Source organism: Streptomyces sp. NPDC107581 (assembly GCF_055657175.1).
This window is the reverse complement of the sequence record NZ_JBVKBH010000020.1, coordinates 1-16,870: the sequence shown is the minus strand read 5'-3', so window position 1 is coordinate 16,870 and position 16,870 is coordinate 1. Positions and strand designations below refer to the sequence as shown.

13 protein-coding genes, 2 pseudogenes and 3 riboswitches are annotated in these 16,870 nt (G+C 70.0%); of the genes and pseudogenes, 6 read left to right on the top strand and 9 right to left on the bottom strand.

What is annotated here, in order from left to right; genetic code table 11:
- The first annotated feature begins 80 nt into the window (after window positions 1-80).
- A riboswitch (adenosylcobalamin (AdoCbl) riboswitch) is annotated at window positions 81-203 on the top strand.
- Between the two features lie 41 nt (window positions 204-244).
- Window positions 245-460, top strand: coding sequence for a CbtB domain-containing protein (locus ACZ7P3_RS36915; protein WP_472088496.1), 216 nt, complete (start codon window positions 245-247; stop codon window positions 458-460).
- A 25-nt stretch (window positions 461-485) separates the two neighbouring features.
- Window positions 486-1,358: a CbtA family protein gene (locus ACZ7P3_RS36910; RefSeq protein WP_472088494.1), complete on the top strand. Its 873-nt coding sequence runs from the start codon at window positions 486-488 to the stop codon at window positions 1,356-1,358.
- 92 nt (window positions 1,359-1,450) lie between these two features.
- On the opposite strand, the gene ACZ7P3_RS36905 is transcribed toward ACZ7P3_RS36910, so the two are convergent.
- On the bottom strand, window positions 1,451-2,041 hold the full coding sequence (locus ACZ7P3_RS36905; RefSeq protein WP_472088492.1) for a histidine phosphatase family protein: 591 nt from the start codon (window positions 2,039-2,041) through the stop codon (window positions 1,451-1,453).
- A 31-nt stretch (window positions 2,042-2,072) separates the two neighbouring features.
- Window positions 2,073-3,518, bottom strand: a complete 1,446-nt coding sequence (locus ACZ7P3_RS36900; RefSeq protein ID WP_472088491.1) for a short-chain fatty acyl-CoA regulator family protein — start codon at window positions 3,516-3,518, stop codon at window positions 2,073-2,075.
- Window positions 3,519-3,719: 201 nt separating this feature from the next.
- Between ACZ7P3_RS36900 and ACZ7P3_RS36895 the strand changes: the two genes are divergently transcribed.
- From ACZ7P3_RS36895 to ACZ7P3_RS36885, 3 genes are all read left to right on the top strand, one after another.
- Window positions 3,720-5,228, top strand: coding sequence for an MmgE/PrpD family protein (locus ACZ7P3_RS36895; RefSeq protein ID WP_472088489.1), 1,509 nt, complete (start codon window positions 3,720-3,722; stop codon window positions 5,226-5,228).
- Window positions 5,228-6,133: a methylisocitrate lyase gene (gene prpB / locus ACZ7P3_RS36890; protein ID WP_472088488.1), complete on the top strand. Its 906-nt coding sequence runs from the start codon at window positions 5,228-5,230 to the stop codon at window positions 6,131-6,133. The genes ACZ7P3_RS36895 and prpB overlap by 1 nt, the downstream gene beginning before the upstream one ends.
- Window positions 6,134-6,228: 95 nt before the next feature.
- Complete coding sequence (locus ACZ7P3_RS36885) at window positions 6,229-7,365, top strand: bifunctional 2-methylcitrate synthase/citrate synthase (protein ID WP_472088486.1); 1,137 nt, start codon at window positions 6,229-6,231, stop codon at window positions 7,363-7,365.
- A 7-nt stretch (window positions 7,366-7,372) separates the two neighbouring features.
- On the opposite strand, the gene thiI is transcribed toward ACZ7P3_RS36885, so the two are convergent.
- From thiI to ACZ7P3_RS36855, 6 genes and pseudogenes are all read right to left on the bottom strand, one after another.
- Entirely contained in the window at window positions 7,373-8,659 is a 1,287-nt protein-coding gene (thiI, locus tag ACZ7P3_RS36880; protein ID WP_472088485.1) for a tRNA uracil 4-sulfurtransferase ThiI, read from the bottom strand.
- Window positions 8,660-8,670: 11 nt separating this feature from the next.
- A complete protein-coding gene (gene nrdF / locus ACZ7P3_RS36875) occupies window positions 8,671-9,693 on the bottom strand; it encodes a class 1b ribonucleoside-diphosphate reductase subunit beta (protein WP_472088484.1) in 1,023 nt (340 codons plus the stop codon).
- Window positions 9,694-9,724: 31 nt separating this feature from the next.
- A complete protein-coding gene (gene nrdE, locus ACZ7P3_RS36870; RefSeq protein ID WP_472088482.1) occupies window positions 9,725-11,932 on the bottom strand; it encodes a class 1b ribonucleoside-diphosphate reductase subunit alpha in 2,208 nt (735 codons plus the stop codon).
- Entirely contained in the window at window positions 11,890-12,321 is a 432-nt protein-coding gene (gene nrdI, locus ACZ7P3_RS36865) for a class Ib ribonucleoside-diphosphate reductase assembly flavoprotein NrdI (RefSeq protein WP_472088480.1), read from the bottom strand. Before nrdI ends, nrdE begins: the two co-directional genes overlap by 43 nt.
- 177 nt (window positions 12,322-12,498) lie before the next feature.
- Window positions 12,499-12,727, bottom strand: a riboswitch (cobalamin riboswitch).
- A gap of 501 nt (window positions 12,728-13,228) precedes the next feature.
- Window positions 13,229-15,547 carry a 5-methyltetrahydropteroyltriglutamate--homocysteine S-methyltransferase gene (gene metE, locus ACZ7P3_RS36860; protein WP_472088479.1) on the bottom strand — a complete coding sequence of 773 codons (2,319 nt, stop codon included), beginning with the start codon at window positions 15,545-15,547 and terminating at the stop codon, window positions 13,229-13,231.
- 167 nt (window positions 15,548-15,714) lie between these two features.
- Window positions 15,715-15,935, bottom strand: a riboswitch (cobalamin riboswitch).
- A gap of 186 nt (window positions 15,936-16,121) precedes the next feature.
- Window positions 16,122-16,429 (bottom strand): annotated as a pseudogene (locus ACZ7P3_RS36855) (3-hydroxyacyl-CoA dehydrogenase family protein); the annotation flags it as partial.
- Here ACZ7P3_RS36855 and ACZ7P3_RS36850 point away from each other — a divergent pair.
- On the top strand, window positions 16,398-16,541 hold the full coding sequence (locus ACZ7P3_RS36850; RefSeq protein WP_472088681.1) for a hypothetical protein: 144 nt from the start codon (window positions 16,398-16,400) through the stop codon (window positions 16,539-16,541). The pseudogene ACZ7P3_RS36855 and the gene ACZ7P3_RS36850 sit on opposite strands and share 32 nt — an antisense overlap.
- Here ACZ7P3_RS36850 and ACZ7P3_RS36845 read toward each other — a convergent pair.
- A pseudogene (locus ACZ7P3_RS36845) lies at window positions 16,538-16,870 on the bottom strand (isocitrate lyase); the annotation flags it as partial. The gene ACZ7P3_RS36850 and the pseudogene ACZ7P3_RS36845 overlap by 4 nt on opposite strands.

Genomic DNA, 16,870 nt, shown 5'->3' with positions numbered 1-16,870 from the left:
TCGTCGAGATTGCCGGGAGTGGTCGCGGGATCGCACACTCTCGGCCATCTGTCTGATTGACGGATCATCGCCGCTGTCCGTACTCTCCATATGTAGTGATGGCCTAAGGAAGCTGGTGAAAATCCGGCACGGTCGCGCCACTGTGACAGCCCCGTCGAAGGGTGGGGCTGGAGTCAGACACTTGGCCGTCGCGACGCTCCATTGGTTGAGGGACGCACGATCCCCTGAAGGAGGGGCTCATTTCATGAGCAGCATGTCCGCGCCCGCGGCGCTTCCCACCCCTGTTGTCCTGCCGGCCACGAAGGCCGTGCTCTGGCTGGCCGGAACCGCGTTGATCGCGCTGGCCATCTACTACTTCATCGGAGTCGACCAGGGCGCCTACTCCGTCTTCGGCAAGGACATGCACGTCCACGAGTTCGTGCACGACGCCCGCCACTTCCTCGGCTTCCCCTGCCACTGACGAGAGCAAGCACGGACATCTGAACATGGAAAAGAGACTCATACTGCGCGGCGTCATCGCCGGCGCAGTCGCCGGTCTGCTCGCATTCGTCTTCGCGCGGATCTTCGCCGAGCCGCAGATCAACAAGGCCATCAACTACGAGAGCGGACGCGATGCCGCACAGGAGGCCCTCGACAAGGCCGCCGGCATCGCACCGGGGGCTCCCGACCCGGACATCTTCAGCCGGACGATCCAGGCCAACGTCGGCATCGGCGTGGGCATGGTCTTCTTCGGCATCGCCATGGGCGCGCTGTTCGCCGTCGCCTACGCCATCTGTCTCGGCCGGGTCGGCAACCTGCGTCCGCGCAACCTGGCGCTGCTGGTGGCCCTGGGCGGCTTCCTCGGCTTCTACCTGGTGCCGTACGTGAAGTACCCGGCCAACCCGCCGGCGATCGGGCACCCGGACACGATCAAGGACCGCGGCAACCTGTACCTGGTCATGGTTCTCTGCTCCGTCGTGTTCCTCGTCGGGGCGGTCTGGCTCGGTAAGCGTCTGCAGTCGCGCTTCGGCAACTGGAACGCCACGCTCCTCGCGGGCGCCGCGTACGTCGTCGCCATCGGCGTCGTGATGGCACTGCTGCCGCAACTCGGCGAACTCTCCGCCAACGTGCACGAGTACGGCCACCAGGCCACGGAGACGCCCCTGCCCCTGAAGAACTCCAAGGGTGCCATCGTCTACCCGGGCTTTCCGGCAGACGTACTCTTCTCCTTCCGTTTCTTCTCCGTCGCCGCGCAGGCCCTGCTGTGGGCGGCCCTGGGCCTCGTCTTCGCCCCCATGGCGGAGCGGCTGCTCGATCCGGCGATCCGGGCATCCGCCAAGCCGGCGCCGAAGCAACCGGAGCCGGTCGGCGCAGCATGACGGACCCGAGAGCCGCAGCCGCCTGAACCGGAGGCGGCCCTCGGAACCGGCGAACGACGCGAGAACCAGCGGAGGCATTCCTCCGCTGGTTCTCAGTGCGTCGGGGTGGTCTCCGACGGGGCGAGGCCGTGCCCGAGCCGCAGATTCCAGCGGCCGGACCGTCCGCTGAGTTCCGTCGCCGTCAGCGGCGGTACGTCGAGCCGCCAGAAGGCGGCCAAGGGCAGCCCCAGGACGTGCACGACAGCGGCCCGCACCACCTCCGGTTCCACCACGGCGACGGTACGGCCGTCCAGCTCCCGCACGGTGTCCAGCCACTGTCCGACCCGGTCGCACACGTCCCGCACCGACTCCCCGCCGTGCGCGGCCCAGGTGGGATCGGAGAGCCAGGCGCCCACCGCCTCCGGCTCGGCCGCCCCCACGTCGTCCAGGGTGCGGCCACGCCACCGGCCCACATCCAGGCCCCCGAGCCGAGGTGAGTCCGAGCCGTCGAGAGCGAGCGCCGCCGCCGTCTGTCGGCAACGCGCACTCGGGGATGTGACCACGCGGGCGGGTGCGGGCAGCGAGCCGGCCGCCGAGCGGGCGTTGGCTGCTCCGATGTCGTCGATCGAGTCGCCGTCGTAGAAGCGTGCGTGCCGCAGGGATGGGCTCGTCGCGGGCGAGACGAAGATGACGCGGCTGGTCACGTGGCTGCTCCTGCTCTCCGAGTCGGAGGTGTCATGGGGTGCGGGTCTCCACGGGGTAGGGCACGTAGGTGCGCCGGTCCGGGTCGATGGCCAGCCGTCCGCCGGCCGGTGGCCTGGCCCGCTGGGCACAGTCGCGGCGTTCGCAGATCCGGCAGCCCAGGCCGATGGGGGTCGCGGCACGGGGGTCGTCCAGGGCGATGCCCTCGGCGTAGACGAGCCGGTGCGCGTGCCGCAGTTCGCAGCCGAGCGCGACGGCGAACTCGGCGCGCGGGGCATGGTGTCCGAACCCACCGCGCGTGATGGTCCGCGCGATCCAGAAGTACCGCTTGCCGTCGGGCATTTCGGCGACCTGGGTGAGTATCCGGCCGGGCGCCGAGAACGCCTCGTACACCGTCCACAGCGGGCAGGTGCCGCCGAGCCGCGAGAAGTGGAAGTCGGTGGCCGACTGCCGCTTGGAGATGTTGCCGGCCCGGTCCACCCGCAGGAACGAGAACGGTACGCCCCGCCGGCCGGTGCGCTGCAGGGTGCTCAGACGGTGGCAGACCGTCTCGAAGCCGACGCCGAAGCGGGCGGACAGCAGCTCGATGTCGTAGCGCACCTCCTCGGCCGTGGTGTGGAAGGCGGTGTACGGCATGAGCAGGGCGCCCGCGAAGTAGTTCGCGAGGCCGATGCGGGCGAGCGCCGACGACTCGGGCGAGTTCAATTCCGTTGCGTTGTCGGCCAGCTGACCGAGCAGCGGGCTGTGGTCCAGGAGGGCGAGCTGGGTGGCCAGCTGGAAAGCCCGCTGGGCGTCGCTCAGCCAGGGCGAGAGGAACAGCAGCCCGGTGTCGGGGTCGTAGCGCCGGGCGTCGGCGGAGCGGCCCGGGGCGGCCTGGACCACCCGGACTCCGTGCTGCTCGGCGAGCCGTGCCGTGAGCGGCTCGGCGGCGCGTCCAGGGCGCAGCCCCAGCGACTCGGCCGTCCGCTCTGCCTGGCTGTCCAGGGGCTCGAAGTGGTTGTGGTGGGCGTAGAAGAAGTCCCGTACCTCGTCGTGCGGCTCGGCCGGCGGCAGAACGGTGCCGCTTCCCCTGCCTGGGGCGGCGAGGACCGCGGTCTGTTCGGCGGCGTCGCGGTAGCGGCGGTGCAGGGCGACCAGGGCGCGTGCCACTTCGGGGTGGTCGCGGGCGGCCTCGGTGATCTCCTCGGCGGCGGGCAGGGGCACTCCGCACGCCTCGTCGGAGAGGGCGGCCCGCAGGTCGGCGGCGAGGCGGTCCTCCGCGGCCTCCGAGAAGAACTCGGCGTCGACACCGAAGACCTCCGCGATCCGCAGCAGTACGGACGCGGTCAGCGGGCGCAGGCTCTGTTCGATCTGGTTGGCATAGCTGGTGGAGATGCCGAGCGCGTGTGCCATCTCGACCTGATTCATGCCGTGCTCGCGGCGCAGCCGACGCAGCTTGGCGTGGGCGTAGACCTTGCGGTCCGCGGGTCGCCGGGCCATGCGCGCACCTCCTCGTCGCAGGGTCGCCGGGTGCGGTGCCCAGCGGCGCTACCTGTGAACATAGCATCCGCAGAATTCGCAGGATTCGCAGATTCGCAGCCCCGCGTTGTACTGATTCCGCACATGGGAACGGTGGCTCCACGGCCGCCGCGCGGGCAGTCTCGATCACACCAGCACGTCCCGACACCCACGAGGAGTCCCGTGATCGAGCACCACGTCCGCGTCCACCCCAGCGCCGACCGGCTGGCCCGCGAGGACCAGCTCGCCTGGAAGCTCGCAGCGGTGGCGACGGGCACCGAAGAGCTGGACGCCGACAGCGTCGCCATGGCTGTCAACCGGGTGATCGACAATGCCTCGGTCGCCGTCGCCTCCCTGCTGCGCCGCCCGGCCGCCGTCGCCCGCGCCCAGGCCACCGCCCATGCGGCTGCCGCGCCCGGCTCGTCCGTCTTCGGCAGCCCGGTCCGGGTCTCGCCGGAGTGGGCCGCCTGGGCCAACGGCACCGCCGTGCGCGAGCTGGACTTCCACGACACCTACCTGGCGGCGGACTACTCCCACCCCGGCGACAACATCCCCCCTCTCCTCGCTGTGGCCCAGCACACCGGCCGCACCGGTGCCGACCTGCTGCGCGGGATCGTCGCCGCGTACGAGATCCATGTGGCCCTGGTCAAGGGCATCTGCCTGCACGAGCACCGCATCGACCACGTGGCCCATCTGAGCGCGGCGACCGCCTGCGGCCTGGGCGCCCTGCTGCGGCTGCCGACGGAGACGGTGTACCAGGCGGTTCAGCAGGCCGTGCACACCACGACCGCGACCCGGCAGTCCCGCAAGGGCGAGATCTCCAGCTGGAAGGCGTACGCGCCCGCCTTCGCCGGCAAGGCCGCGATCGAGGCCGTCGACCGGGCGATGCGCGGGGAGACCTCCCCGTCGCCGGTCTACGAGGGGGAGGACGGGTTCCTGGCCTGGATGCTCGACGGCCCGGAATCGGACTACACCGTCCTGCTGCCGGAGGCAGGTGAGTCCCGCCGTGGGATCCTCGACACGTACACCAAGGAACACTCCGCCGAGTACCAGGCCCAGGCGATCATCGACCTGGCCCGGCGGCTGCGGGAGAAGACCGGCTCGCTGGAGAAGGTGCGCTCGATCGTCCTGCACACCAGCCACCACACCCACCACGTCATCGGCTCCGGTGCGAACGACCCGCAGAAGTACGATCCCACGGCCAGCCGCGAGACGCTCGACCACTCGGTGCCGTACATCTTCGCCGTCGCCCTGGAGGACGGGACCTGGCACCACGAGCGCTCCTACGCCCCCGAGCGGGCCCGCCGCCCGGAGACCGTGGAGCTGTGGCGGAAGATCAGCACGGTCGAGGACCCGGCGTGGACGCGCCGCTACCACGATCCCGACCCGGCCCGGCGGGCCTTCGGCGGCCGTGCGGTGATCACCCTGGAGGACGGCTCGGTGATCGAGGACGAGCTGGGAGTGGCGGATGCCCACCCGGCCGGTGCCCGGCCCTTCGACCGTCCCTCCTACGCCGGCAAGTTCCGCACCCTCGCCGAGGGCATCGTCACCCCGGCCGATCAGGACCGCTTCCTGAACGCCGCCGAGCACGTGGCCGAGCTGGCCGCCACCGATCTGGACGGCCTTTTCCCGGCCGTCGAAACCGAGGCTGTCGCCGCGTACGACGCGCGCCTGCCGAAGGGCCTGTTCTGATGCTGCACACCCGCACCACGCCCGCCGAGCGCCGCCGGGGCCTGCGCCAACGGCTCTGCGAGGACCGCCTGTTGATGATGCCCGGCGCCCTCAACCCGCTCTCCGCCCGCCTCATCCAGGACATGGGCTTCGAGGCCGCCTACCTCTCCGGTGCCGTACTTGCCGCCGACCTGGGTCTGCCCGACATCGGCCTCACCACGTCCACCGAGATCGCCGCGCGTGCCCAGCAGACCACGAGGGTGACCGAGCTGCCCGTTCTGATCGATGCCGACACCGGCTTCGGCGAGCCGATGAACGCAGCGCGCACCGTGCAGTTGATGGAGGACGCCGGCCTTGCCGGCCTGCATCTGGAGGACCAGGTCAACCCCAAGCGCTGCGGCCACCTCGACGGCAAGGCGGTCGTGTCGCGCGAGGAGATGACCCGGCGCATCCAGGCCGCCGTCGACGCCCGCCGCGACCCGGACTTCCTGCTCATGGCCCGCACCGACGCCCGCGCGGTGGAGGGCCTGGCGGCGGCGATCGACCGGGCGAAGGCGTACGTCGACGCCGGTGCCGACGCGATCTTCCCCGAAGCCCTCGCCGACGAGGCCGAGTTCGAGACGTTTCGCAAGGCGGTGCCCGTCCCGCTCCTCGCCAACATGACCGAGTTCGGCAAGGGCCGGCTGCTGGACGCACGCACGCTGGAGAACCTCGGCTACGACATCGCGCTCTACCCGGTCACCCTGCTCCGGCTGGCCATGGGCGCCGTCGAGGACGGCCTGCGCACCCTGGCGGCCGAGGGCACCCAGGAGTCGCTGCTGCTCCGCATGCAGACCCGCACCCGGCTGTACGAACTCCTCGGCTACGCCGACTACGAGGCCTTCGACTCGGCCGTCTTCGACTTCACCCTTCCGCCCGGCACCTGATCCGCCCGGCACCTGATCCGCCCGGCACCTGATCCGGCACCTGATCCGTCCGGCACCTGATCCGTCCGGCCCTGACCCATGAAGGCAGGCACCCCATGACCACCACCGCACCCGAGATCCACCGCGGTCTCGCCGGTGTCGTCGTCGACACCACCGAGATCTCCACCGTCATCCAGGCCACCAACTCCCTCACCTACCGCGGTTATCCCGTCCAGGACCTGGCCGCACACCGCTCCTTCGAGGAAGTCGCCCATCTGCTGTGGCACGGCGAACTGCCCGACGCCGGGCAGCTCCGCGACTTCCAGGCCCGCGAACGCGCCCTGCGCCCCCTGGACCGCACCGCGCTCGAACTTCTCACCCGGCTGCCCGAGACCTGTCACCCGATGGACGTCCTGCGCACCGCCGTCAGCTTCTTCGGCGCCGAGGACCCGACGGAGGACGACGGCTCACCCGCCGCGAACCGGGCCAAGTCCCTGACCCTGCTGGCGAAGCTGCCCACGGTGGTGGCCGCCGATCAGCGCCGCCGCCGGGGCCTGGACCCGATCTCCCCGGACCCCGAGCTCGGCTACGCCGAGAACTTCTTCCACATGTGCTTCGGCAGCGTGCCCGACCCCGATGTGGTCCGGTGCTTCGAGATCTCCCTCGTGCTGTACGCCGAACACAGCTTCAACGCCTCGACGTTCACCGCCCGCGTGGTCACCTCCACCCTCTCCGACCTCTACAGCGCGGTCACCGCCGCCATCGGCGCCCTCAAGGGCCCGCTGCACGGCGGCGCCAACGAGGCCGTGATGCACATGCTGGAGGAGATCGGCGACCCCGCCCGGGCCGAGGAGTGGCTGGACGAGGCGCTGGCCACCAAGCGGAAGATCATGGGCTTCGGTCACCGCGTCTACAAGCACGGCGACTCGCGCGTACCGATCATGCAGGATGCGCTGGACCGTCTGGTGGCCCGAGCCGCCGACCCGGAGGTGACGCGCCTTGCCACCCTCCACGCGTCCCTGCGCCATGCCATGGCGAGCCGAAAGGGCATTCATCCGAACCTGGACTACCCGGCCGGGCTCGCCTACCACCTGATGGGCTTCGACACCCCGGCCTTCACACCGGTCTTCGTGATGAGCCGTATCACCGGCTGGACCGCCCACATCACCGAGCAGCTCGCGCACAACGCCCTCATCCGGCCGCTGGCCTCGTACGACGGTCCGGGCCAGCGACCGGTGCCGAGCGCCTCCTAGCCCGCCGTCAGGCAGGTGCCGGCGCAGGACAGCTGTTGCCCACGGCGACCGGCTCCTCTTCCTCCGTCCCGGGGAGGAGGACCTGCAAGGAACCGAGCAGCGCCTCGACCACCTCGTCCAGGTCGAGGCGCTGCTCGACCGAGCGCAGGTGGGGCAGTCGCGCGCGGGTGCTGACGCGGGGCGGGGCGAGCAGACTGCAGCAGTCCTCGTCGGGCAGGACCGAGATGTCCGCGGTCCCGATCGTTCTGGCCTCGTCGATGATCTCCTGCTTCTCCCAGCCGATCAGGGGACGCAGCACGGGCAGCGCCGCGGCCTCGTCCACCGCGACCAGGTTGGCCAGGGTCTGGCTGGCCACCTGGCCCAGGCTGTCACCCGTCACCAGTGCCTGGGCGCCGGTGCGGGCGGCCAGCGCGGAGGCGGTGCGCACCATCAGCCGCCGCTGGGCGACGACCTGCAGCCGTCCCGCGCCGGCCACGGCGAGCTGCTTCTGGGCCTTGCCGAGCGCGATGACGTGCAGTCGGCCGGGCGGCTGGTAGCGGTTGAGCTCGCGGGCCAGGGCGTACGCCTTGTACACGGACGACGGGTTCGTGTACGGGGCGCCGTTGAAGTGTACGAAGTCGCAGGCCAGGCCACGTCGCATGGCCCGATGGGCGGCCACGGGCGAGTCGTAGCCGCCGGACAGCAGTACCAGGGCACGGCCGCTGGCCCCGACGGGCAGCCCGCTCAGACCGGGAAGTCGCTCCCGGGACAGGTAGGTCTCCTTGCGGTCGATCTCCACGGTCAGGAGGACGTCCGGCCGGGCGAGGTCGACCCGCAGCCCGGCGACGTCCTCCAGAATCCGGGCCCCGAGATACGCGTCCACCTGGGACGAGGTCAGCGGGAACCGTTTGTCCCGCCGCTTGGCGCGGACGGCGAAAGTGAGCCCGGCTCGCCCGGCGACGGCTGCGCGCAGCGCGTCGACGGCCGCTCGGGTGATGTCCTCCAGATCGCTGGGCACGCGTACGGCCGGCTCGACGGAGTTGAAGCCGATCACCGTGCGTGCCCGCTCCACCAGTGCGTCCCGGGGTACCTGGCCGCCCAGCACGGTGACGTTCTGGGCGGTCTTGATCCAGGTCGAGCCGCCGATTCCGCGCATCGCGACGCGCAGGTTGTCGTGGAGCCGCTCGGTGAACCGGTGGCGGTTGCGGCCCTTGAGGAAGATCTCGCCGTGTTTGAGCAGTACGCAGGTGCTGTACGCGGCGGACGTATCACCGGATGAGGCCCGGGAAGCGGGCACGCGGGGTTCGATGGACATGTGTCGCCCTCTCAGAAGTTCCAGTCGTCGTCGGCGGTGTCCTCCGCCTTGCCCATGACGTAGGAGGATCCGGAGCCGGAGAAGAAGTCGTGGTTCTCGTCCGCGCCCGGTGACAGCGCCGCCAGGATCTCCGGGTTGACCTCGGTCTCGTCCGCGCCGAAGCGGGCCGGGTAACCCAGGTTCATCAGCGCCTTGTTGGCGTTGTACCGGACGAAGACGGCCACGTCGTCCATCAGCCCGAGCGGCTCGTACAACTCGCCCGAGTACTGCAGCTCCAGCTGGTAGAGCTCCTCCAACAGCTCGTGGGTGAAGACGCGCATCTCCTCCTGCTCGGCCGGTGTCCGCTTCTCCAGGCCGCGCTGGTACTTGTAGCCGGAGTAGTAGCCGTGCACCGCCTTGTCGCGCAGGATCAGGCGGATCATGTCGGCGGTGTTGGTGAGCAGCGCGTGCGTGGAGAAGTGCAGCGGCAGGTAGAAGCCCGCGTACAGCAGCAGGGAGGACAGCAGTGTCGAGGCGACCTTCCGCTTCAGCGGGTCGTCGCCGTAGTAGTGCTGCAGTACTGTCTTGCAGCGCTGCTGGAGGACGTCGTTGGCGACCGCCCACTGGTAGGCGTCGTCGATCTCCGGGGTGTTGGAGAGGGTGGAGAACACCGAGGAGTAGCTGCGGGCATGGACGGCCTGCATGAAGGCGATGTTCGTGTACACCGCCTCCTCGTGTTCGGTGCGGGCGTCCTGGATCTGCACGATCTCGCCGACGGTGGCCTGCACGGTGTCCAGCATGGTCAGGCCGGTGAACACCCGCATGGTGAGGGTGCGTTCCCCGGCGGTGAGCCGCTGCTGCCACGCGCCCACGTCGTTGGACAGCGGCACCTTCTCAGGCAGCCAGAAGTTGGCGGTGAGGCGGTTCCAGACCTCCAGGTCCTTCTCGTCGGTGACCCGGTTCCAGTTGACCGGGCGCAGCCGGGCGGCCGGATCGTGCCGGTAGGACGGAGGAGTGACCGAGACATCGGCCGACGGTACGGGGGTGGTGGTCATCGAGGTGCTTTCGGATGGTGGGCGGGGGCGGTCACAGGGCGCAGGACAGGCAGTTCTCGATCTCGGTGCCCTCCAGGGCCTCCTGGCGCAGCCGGATGTAGTAGAGCGTCTTGATGCCCTTGCGCCAGGCGTGGATCTGCGCCTTGTTCAGATCGCGGGTGGTCGCCGTGTCACGGAAGAAGAGGGTGCAGCTCAGGCCCTGGTCGACGTGCTGGGTGGCTGCCGCGTAGGTGTCGATGATCTTCTCGTGGCCGATCTCGTACGCGTCCTGGAAGTACTCCAGGTTGTCGTTGTCCATGTGCGGCGCCGGGTAGTAGACGCGGCCGAGCTTGCCCTCCTTGCGGATCTCCACCTTGGAGGCGATCGGGTGGATGGAGGCGGTGGAGTCGTTGATGTAGCTGATGGACCCGGTGGGCGGCACGGCCTGGAGGTACTGGTTGTAGATGCCGTGCTCGCGGACGGATTCCTTCAGCTCCTGCCAGTCCTCCCGCGTGGGCAGCCGCACGCCGGCCTCGGCGAACAGGGCCCGCACCCGCTCGGTGGCCGGCTCCCACAGCCGCTCGGTGTACTTGTCGAAGTACGAGCCGTCGGCGTACGCGGTGGCTGCAAAGCCGTCGAACGCCGTGCCGCGTTCGACGGCGATACGGTTCGAGGCGCGCAGGGCGTGGTAGGCGACGGCGTAGAAGTACATGTTCGTGAAGTCGACGCCCTCCTCGCTGCCGTAGTGGATGCGCTGCGAGGCGAGGTAGCCGTGCAGGTTCATCTGGCCGAGACCGATGGAGTGCGACAGGTCGTTGCCGTGGGCGACGGACGGCACCGCGTCGATGTGCGACTGGTCGGAGACGGACGTCAGGCCGCGGACCGCGGTCTCCACCGTCGGGCCGAGGCCGGGGGAGGCCATCGCGGCGGCGATGTTCAGCGATCCCAGGTTGCAGGAGATGTCCCGGCCGACCGTCTGGTACCCGAGCGAGGCGTCGTAGGTGCTCGGGGTGTTCACCTGGAGGATTTCCGAGCACAGGTTGGACATGTTGATCCAGCCCGGGATCGGGTTGGCCCGGTTCACCGTGTCCTCGAACAGCAGATACGGATAGCCGGACTCGAACTGCAGCTCCGCGATCGTCTTGAAGAACTCGCGGGCGCTGAGCGTGGTCCTGCGGATGCGCGGGTTGGCGACCAGGTCGTCGTAGTGCTCGCTGACGGACAGGTCGGACAGCGGCCTTCCGTACTCGCGCTCGACGTCGTACGGCGAGAACAGGTGCATGTCCTCGTTGCGCTTGGCCAGTTCGAAGGTGATGTCGGGGACGACGACGCCCAGGGAGAGCGTCTTGATGCGGATCTTCTCGTCCGCGTTCTCCCGCTTGGTGTCCAGGAACCGCATGATGTCCGGGTGGTGCGCGTGCAGGTACACGGCTCCCGCGCCCTGCCGTGCGCCGAGCTGGTTGGCGTAGGAGAAGGAGTCCTCCAGCAGCTTCATCACCGGCACGACGCCGGAGGCCTGGTTCTCGATCTTCTTGATCGGGGCGCCCTGCTCGCGCAGGTTCGTCAGCAGCAGCGCCACGCCCCCGCCGCGCTTGGACAGCTGGAGCGCGGAGTTGATGCCACGGCCGATGGACTCCAGGTTGTCCTCGACACGGAGCAGGAAGCAGGAGACCAGCTCACCGCGCTGCGCCTTGCCCGCGTTGAGGAAGGTCGGGGTCGCCGGCTGGAAGCGCCCGGTCATCATCTCGTCGACCAGCCGCGAGGCCAGCGCCTCGTCCCCGGCACCGAGGAAGAGGGCGGTGGCCACGACCCGGTCCTCGTACCGCTCCAGATAGCGGGAGCCGTCGAAGGTCTTCAGGGTGTACGACGTGTAGTACTTGAACGCACCGAGGAAGGTGCGGAAGCGGTGCTCGTGTGCGTACGCCTGCCGGTACAGACCCTCGACGAACTCCCAGTCGTAGCGCCGGATCGGCGCCTCCTCGTAGTAGTCGTTCTCGATCAGGTAGGAGATCTTCTCCCTCAGCGTCGGGAAGACCACCGTGTTCGGATTGACGTGCTGGACGAAGTACTGCCGGACCGCCTCGCGGTCCTTGTCGAACTGGATGCGGCCGTCGCAGTCGTACATGTTCAGCATGGCGTTCAGCGCGTGGTAGTCCTTGCGCGTGCCGACCGACTCGCGCTGGGCCGCGGGGGCCGTGACCGCTGTGGTGAGGGTGTTCATGCCGCCGGCCGTCCCGCCGTCGACGAGTGTCGTGTCCAAAACGTGTGCAGTCCTTCCCTCACGGCGCGGACGTCGCGGTCCGTGCCCAGCAGTTCGAACCGGTACAGCTCCGGAACCCGGCACTTGGCCGAGACGACCCGTCCGGCCAGGCAGTAGTCGGCACCGAAGTTGGTGTTGCCGGACGCGATGACCCCGCGCAGCAGTGCGCGGTTGGCCTCGATGTTCAGAAAGCGGATCACCTGTTTGGGGACCGCGCCCGCGCGCTCACCGCCGCCGTAGGTCGGCACGATCAGCACGTACGGCTCGGTGACCCGGGGCATGCCCTCGCGGTGCGGGTGCAGGGGGATCCGTGTGGCGGGCAGGCCCAGCTTCTCCACGAAGCGTTTGGTGTTCTCCGAGACGCTGGAGAAATACACGAGACCGCTCAACGGTCGCCGCCTCCTCTCGCTCGTTCCCGTAGCGGTTTTCGAGGACCGGAAGGGGAGGAGCGTTGCGGCGCGTACGGCGGAGCGTGGGGTGGCGGCACAAGCGGGCACACCAGACCCTGGGTCCGTGCGGCAGCCACGCGGCCCTCCCTCGGGGCCTCGGAGCGCGTGCACCGCTCTTCGGTGCACGCACCGGTGGCAGGTCTTCGGACTCGCGGACGCGTTCATGCCTGTGACAGGCGAGGACACCTACTGGCCGTCGCTTCCCGGGCCCTGTTCGTCGGACCCAGTGCTTGTGACGGCGGTCGTTTCCGCTCACCGCTGCGGGGCAGCCCCGGATTCCCACCGGGTTCCCTCTTGCCTCGCCAGGCACAGCAGTGCTTGGCGAACCACCAGCACGACCAACACTACATCTAGAACGTCGGCCACGTGCACAACCCAGATGTTGTGTCGGCGAAGAAAGTTAGGTATACCTAAGTTCTGCCTGGGGGTGCTGGGACGGCGGGTGCTCGCCGCGCGTCCCGCGCCGGCGATGACGCGTACGCGGCCGGCCCGCTCGCGTATGCCGGCGGCGCGTTCGGCGCGTTCGGCGCGGCCGGGCGGTGCCGGAGCGTTCGGCGATTCCGCGCCGTTGTCCCCGCCGAGTGCCTCGGCGAGGGTGTCCGGGAACTGGGTCATGTCGACGAGCGCGTCACGCAGCGCGCATTCCGGCGGCGGCTGCCCAGCTGCCGGCGCAGGGCTTGCAGGCTTTCGAAGCCCTTGATGGATGACACGACCATGGGCCTGCCGTCGACCACGACCCGCCGCGGTTCGTGTTGCACCGACGTGCCCCCTCGTGGTTCCGCCCCGGAGGTCGCGCAAGGGCCGGGGCGCTTGTGGCGCCCCGGCCCGGAGCGATACCGGCGTCGGGTCAGGAGGCGGGCAGCTCGCCGCGGACCGTACGAGCGGCGGCCACCAGGTTCTCCAGGGAGGCCCGGGTCTCGGGCCAGCCACGGGTCTTCAGGCCGCAGTCCGGGTTGACCCACAGCCGCTCGGCGGGGATGGCCTTCAGGCCGGTGCGCAGCAGTTCTGCGGCCTCCTCGGCGCTCGGGACGCGGGGGGAGTGGATGTCGTAGACGCCGGGTCCCGCCTCACGGGGATAACCGTGATCGGCGAGTTCGCGGGCGACCTGCATGTGGGAGCGGGCCGCCTCCAGGCTGATGACATCGGCATCGAGGTCGTCGATCGCCTGGACGATGTCACCGAACTCGGCGTAGCACATGTGCGTGTGGATCTGAGTGTCCGGACGCACCCCGCTGGTGGTGAGGCGGAAGGCTTCCGTGGCCCAGTCCAGGTACGCGGGCCGGTCGGCGGCGCGCAGGGGGAGCGTCTCGCGCAGCGCGGGCTCGTCCACCTGGATCACCGAGGTGCCGGCCGCCTCCAGACCGGTCACCTCGTCGCGCAGGGCGAGGGCGACTTGCCGGGCGGTGTCGCCGAGGGGCTGGTCGTCCCGGACGAAGGACCAGGCGAGCATGGTGACCGGCCCGGTCAGCATGCCCTTGACCGGGCGGCCGGTGAGGGACTGCGCGTAGGCCGTCCAGCGCACCGTCATGGGCTCCGGACGCGAGATGTCACCGGCCAGGATCGGCGGCCGGACGTACCGCGTGCCGTAGGACTGCACCCAGCCGTGCTGGGTGGCGAGGTAGCCGGTGAGCTGCTCCGCGAAGTACTGGACCATGTCGTTGCGCTCGGGCTCGCCGTGCACCAGGACGTCCAGACCCGCCTTCTCCTGGAAGGCGATCACCTCCTGGATCTCCGCCTTGATGCGCTCCTCGTACTCAGCCGTGTCGATCCGGCCCGAACGCAGCTCGGCGCGGGCGGTACGCAGCTCGCTGGTCTGCGGGAAGGAGCCGATGGTGGTGGTGGGCAGCAGGGGCAGACCGAGGTGGGCCCGCTGAGCGGCGGCGCGCTCGGAGTACGGCTGGGCACGGCGCGCGTCGGTCTCGGTGACGGCGGCGGTGCGGGCGCGGACAGCAGGGTCGTGGGTGATGGGAGAGTTCTCACGGGACGCGAGGTCGGCTCGGTTCGCCGAGAGTTCCGCGGCGATCGTGTCGGTGCCCTGGGCGAGGCCCTTGGCGAGCGTGACGATCTCACGCGTCTTCTGCTTCGCGAAGGCCAGCCAGCGCAGGATCTGCGGCTCGATGTCCCGCTCGGCCGCGGCGTCCAGCGGCACATGGAGGAGGGAGCAGGAGGCGGACACGTCGACCCGGTCCGCCAGACCCAGCAGCGTACCGAGCGTGGCCAGGGACTTGCCGAGGTCGTTGACCCAGATGTTGCGGCCGTTGACGACACCGGCCACCAGGCGCTTGCCGGGCAGGCCGCCCGCCGCGGCGAGGTCGTCGAGGTTGGCGGCGGCGGCCTCGGTGAAGTCCAGCGCGAGGCCGTCGACCGGGGCCTTGGCGAGCACCGGCAGGGCGTCCCCGAGACGGTCGAAGTACGAAGCCACCAGCAGCTTCGGACGGTCGGTCAGGGCGCCGAGGTCACGGTAGGCGCGGGCGGCGGCGTTCAGCTCGGCCGGGGTGCGGTCCTGCACGAGAGCGGGCTCGTCGAGCTGGACCCACTCGGCGCCTGCGGCCCGCAGGTCGGCGAGGACCTCGGCGTACACCGGCAGCAGCCGGTCCAGCAGGGTGAGGGGATCGAAGTCCGCGGCCACCCCGGGGGCCGGCTTGGCGAGCAGCAGGTAGGTGACGGGGCCCACGAGCACGGGCCGGGCGGTGAGGCCGAGCGCAAGAGCCTCCCGCAGCTCACCGACCTGCTTCGTGGAGTCGGCACGGAAGACGGTGTCCGGTCCCAGTTCGGGGACGAGGTAGTGGTAGTTGGTGTCGAACCACTTGGTCATCTCCAGCGGCGCCACGTCCTGGGTGCCGCGGGCCATGGCGAAATACCCGTCCAGCGCGTCCCCGGCGACAGCGTCCCGGTGACGAGCGGGAATGGCGCCGACCATCACGGTCGTGTCCAGGACATGGTCGTAGTACGAGAAGTCGCCGGTCGGCACCTCTTCGATGCCGGCCGCGGCCAGCTGCTGCCAGTTCGTTCGGCGCAGGTCGCCGGCGGTGGCGCGGAGGGCGTCGGCGCTGACGCGGCCCTTCCAGTAGCCCTCGATCGCCTTCTTCAGTTCCCGGTTCTGTCCCTGGCGGGGGTAGCCGTACACGGTGGCCCGTGCTGCCGCGGCTGCGGACTTGCTGGTCACGGAGATCTCCTTCGCGAGATGAATCCCTGAGATCCCGGGGACGGGACGAGAGCGCGAAGGGATGACGAACCGGGCGGAACACGACCCCGCGCGGCTGGCGCGGTCGTCCGCCTGGTGTGTACGCCGACCCGCCCTCGAGGTCACCGGGATGTCCACGCACGGAATCGTCCGTACGCGGGCAGTTGGCAGGTCTTCGGACTCGCGGGCACGTCTCGTCGTACGAGACACCTACTGGCCGTCGCTTCCCGGGTCCTGTTCGTCGGACCCAGTGCTCATGACGGCGGTCGTTCCCGCTCACCGCTGCGGGGCAGTCCCGGATTCCCACCGGGTTCCCTCTTGCGACGCTCCCGCCTGGCGGACGGGGCGAACCAGCTGCTCCGGCCACCCTACGGGTTCGTCGTGACGGAAGGGAGCAGGACGTCCAGTATTCGGACGGTGAGGCGTAACACGTCGTGCGGGGCACGCCACAGGGCGGGAAGCGCCGCACTCGCGCTTCCCGCCCTTCCCCTGTGATGCCTCGCCGGGACCCTCACCCCGGCTGTGCGGGCCCCTCAGCCCGCGTCGTACCAGGCCCTCAGTCCTGGTCGTATGTGTGGAATCCTCGGCCCGGCTTCCGGCCGAGGAGCCCTGCCTCCACCATCCGCCGGAGCAGCGGGGGAGGGGCGGGGAAGGGTTCACGGAATCGTCATGGAGCGACTGGGCGATCGAGGCGGCGGCGTCCAGACCGATCACGTCCGCGAGCTTCAACGGGCCCATGGGGTGGGCGCAGCCCGGTTCCATGCCCGCGTCGATGTCCGCCGCCGTCGCGAAGCCGGACTCAGCCGTCCGGACCGCCGACAGGAGATGGGGGATGAGCGGCGCGTTGACGACGAAGGCCGCCCTCCGCTCAGCCAAGACGACGAAGCCCGCCCTCCGCTCGGCCAAGAGGACGAAGTCCGCCGTCCGCTCGGCCAAGAGGGTGGCCGTGGCCGAGGCGCCCGGTCCGACGGCCTAGTGGAACTGCTCCTCCTCCGTGGAGCCGGCCAGGGCGGTGGTGGAGGAGGCGGGGTTGACGGCGGTGGAGACCAGGTCGAAGTAGCCGGTGCCGACCTCGCGCTGGTGCTTGACGGCGGTGAAGCCGTGTGCCTGCGCCGCGAACTCCCGTTCCTGCAGGTCGACATAGGCGGTCATGCCGTGCTCGGCGTAGCCGCGGGCGAGATCGAACATGCCGTGGTTGAGGGAGTGGAAGCCGGCCAGGGTGATGAACTGGAAGCGGTAGCCCATCGCGCCCAGCTCGCGCTGGAACTTGGCGATCTGGTCGTCGTCCAGCGCCGCCTTCCAGTT

Bases quoted from the DNA above. Each gene is read 5' to 3' on its own strand.
- ACZ7P3_RS36885 (WP_472088486.1), top strand. From the start codon at position 6,229: ATGACCACCACCGCACCCGAGATCCACCGCGGTCTCGCCGGTGTCGTC.
- ACZ7P3_RS36850 (WP_472088681.1), top strand. From the start codon at position 16,398: ATGAGCGGCGCGTTGACGACGAAGGCCGCCCTCCGCTCAGCCAAGACG.
- thiI (WP_472088485.1), bottom strand. From the start codon at position 8,659: ATGTCCATCGAACCCCGCGTGCCCGCTTCCCGGGCCTCATCCGGTGAT.
- ACZ7P3_RS36900 (WP_472088491.1), bottom strand. From the start codon at position 3,518: ATGGCCCGGCGACCCGCGGACCGCAAGGTCTACGCCCACGCCAAGCTG.
- prpB (WP_472088488.1), top strand. From the start codon at position 5,228: ATGCTGCACACCCGCACCACGCCCGCCGAGCGCCGCCGGGGCCTGCGC.
- ACZ7P3_RS36910 (WP_472088494.1), top strand. From the start codon at position 486: ATGGAAAAGAGACTCATACTGCGCGGCGTCATCGCCGGCGCAGTCGCC.
- ACZ7P3_RS36915 (WP_472088496.1), top strand. From the start codon at position 245: ATGAGCAGCATGTCCGCGCCCGCGGCGCTTCCCACCCCTGTTGTCCTG.
- nrdF (WP_472088484.1), bottom strand. From the start codon at position 9,693: ATGACCACCACCCCCGTACCGTCGGCCGATGTCTCGGTCACTCCTCCG.